The organism is Oligoflexus sp. (assembly GCF_035638955.1).
Taxonomy (GTDB): domain Bacteria; phylum Bdellovibrionota_B; class Oligoflexia; order Oligoflexales; family Oligoflexaceae; genus Oligoflexus.
Window position 1 is genome coordinate 1 of record NZ_DASQYZ010000103.1, and the last position, 2,769, is coordinate 2,769.

1 protein-coding gene is annotated in these 2,769 nt (G+C 49.8%); it reads left to right on the forward strand.

Translation table 11 applies throughout. The features are described from left to right. Positions 1-687: 687 nt before the first annotated feature. Entirely contained in the window at positions 688-2,709 is a 2,022-nt protein-coding gene (locus tag VE954_RS09910) for a hypothetical protein (RefSeq protein ID WP_324952196.1), read from the forward strand. Positions 2,710-2,769 lie beyond the last annotated feature (60 nt).

Here is a 2,769-nt window from a genome sequence, read left to right on the forward strand (position 1 = left end):
CTCTCTGCATACAGCTTATGTGAAAGGATCCAGCCCATGGACAAGAACAAAAAGCACGCTGTAATTGAAGTTCTAAGCCTAGGTACTCCTGTTATGGGATTTATGTACAAGCAATTCTTAGTCTGGTTTATCTCTGTCGACAAGATTTTTTTTATTCTCGTTTAGTATCTTGAAGCGAACCGAGAACACAAAACCACTCTGAACTGAACTTAATTATAGGTATTCAACGTGATTTTCAGCAATGCTACGGTGATCAGGTAAATCGCTGCCATGCTCAAGATGAAAATCGAGATCTGCTGAGTTTATTGAAGCACTGATGACAGGAATTTGGGTTTGAAGAAATATTCAAACACAACTTTCAAACCATGTCTTGAAGTTCGCTCATGCAAAGCGCGGTTTCGCCTCCCTTTATCTGAGTCTTTCCATTAACTTAGCCAACGAATACAGCCTTTTTTCGGTAGTTTCTGGGGACGAAAGCACCACCCTATTTTGATTGACCCGATGAAAGGCATTAGTTTCCATGACTTGAGAGACCGCTGCCGGCAACTGCAGTCTTGCGCAGCGTAAGATCCCCAAACCTTTGCTCAATCAAAAACGAGACGTAGGGCCTGGATCGAAACTTGTATTCCACACACTACAAATGCCATGCAAAGCCGCAGTCATCAACAATCGGGTAAGGATGGTTTTATGAAACTAAGTAAGCGTCGGTCGCTCGTTGCTACTTCGCTCATGCTGGCAACGCTGGTCCACGGCTGTGGCCGGGCAGTGAATGAAAAAAACTATCGTGACGTGGAACGTGAGACGACCATCCCATCTCCGGTAATCGCCGACGATGTCACGATAAGCCCCGAAGGTCCGACCCTCGACTTTGCAGCCATTCGAATCAGGAGCGAACTCTATCGGGATGTGGATCCTCTCAGACCAGGCCCTTATGCGGGCTACGATACTGTTGAGTATGCGCTGCCGGCTGCTGCCGATACGAGCGTCTTAGCTGATGGAACTCTAGTTGATGTCAGAGGTATTGCTTGGCTGCCGAAGTCAGCCAATCCCAATGAGAAGTTTCCAGTCATCCTGTTATTTACAGGCAATCATAGCAGCTGCGGGATACTTCCTGCCGACCCCAATGATCCGCGGGTCGACTTTAGCGTTGAATTCAGACTGACAGGAGCCTGTCCCACAGGCTTGATAGAGGCGCCGAGCCACAAGGGTTATGAATACCTGGCCAGGGCTCTTACCAGCTATGGTTTTGCTGTCATATCCATCAACCCCAACCGCGGGGTTCAAGGCTTCAATAATACCGCGAGCACGGTTGATCGTTCTTACATTCTGGCTCGCGCGGCTCTCCTTAGAAAACATGTCAGTTATCTGAAGGTTGGCTTTGTTCGTGCGGCTGCCCTCGACTTTCAGCAGCTTGGTCTCCTGGGTCACTCGCGAGGTGGCGACACCATGCGGGCCTTTTACAATACCTACAAAGAGCCCGCCGAGTTCCAGGTGAAGGCTATATATGAACTGGCGCCCATTGATGCAGGCTCTGGCAAATCCTTTGATGCACCTGCTATTCCCTGGGGAGTGATGATTCCGGCATGCGATGGAGATGTATCATCGTTCCAAGGCATCAACCCCTATCGTCGCATGCTGGCTCAAAAATCCAGCACGTCCCTGCTATCCATCGTAACGCTCGCAGGTGCCAATCACAATTATTTCAATACAGAATGGCCGACAAGCGATGCCAGGATCTGCGAAGGGGATCAGCAGGAACTTTGGGATTATAAAGCTCCCTTAAGCCCCGAAGGTATCAGTCGACAGGCCACAGCATTAAAGGGAGTCAAAGGATCCGCGACACAGAGGAATTTGGCCCAGGCTTTTGTCACTGCTTTCTTCCGCGCCAACGTCGGAGATAAAAAGGACCCCACAGTGAATCGTTTCCTGGACCCTCGCTACAGTCTACCGAAGGTTTTGACAGACACGGCCAATATCCAACGTGAGTTTTTGGATTCCAATACTGGCCTGATTATGGATGAACTCGAATCCAACGGCACTGTGGGTGCTGAATATAACGAGTATGATCCTTTTTCGTTGAGCCTTGTGCGACGTCTGACAGAAATCAGTTGGAACAGCCCAAGTGAGCAAACCTGGTACCAGGCAAATCTCTGGCCTGAGGGCAAGGATCTGAATACCATTGCTGCCATCAACATTCCTATCGCTCGTCGCGAGATATGCGACTCGGTTCTTGCCCAGGAAACCTGTAGCGGAAGCCCCGATCTTAATTTTTCACTCCAGCTTGTCGATGTCGACGGCAAACTATCCGCGCCGTTCAAGGCTCGACAGTTTGCCCCTCTTCGAAACATCGTAAACCGTACCCGAGACGTCTTCGGTAATTACATCCCTTTGCTCTTTGATACAATGACTCTGCCTGTTCAGGACATGCTGGGAAAATTGCCAGATATCGATGGTAAGCCATTTACTTTGGATAGGGTCAAAGGCGTGCGATTTGTATTCGACCAGACCAAAGGTGGACGCATTTACTTGGCAAAGAGGTGGACGCTGGACCAAAGTAAGATCGAGCACCCGGTGCGCACCTTCACGCCTATCGCACTTCAGGAGCCGAGGGAAGCCAACCGCATCACAAGGCAGACGTCTATCGAAGCCGCTGGTGTGAGCCAGGAGGATTGGGAACGGCTTAAAGCGGCTTCTTTGATTCAAAGATAATACGTCAGGTCAGGCCTCTTCCTCTTCTATTGCCGAGAGAAAGAGGCCGACCTGACCTAC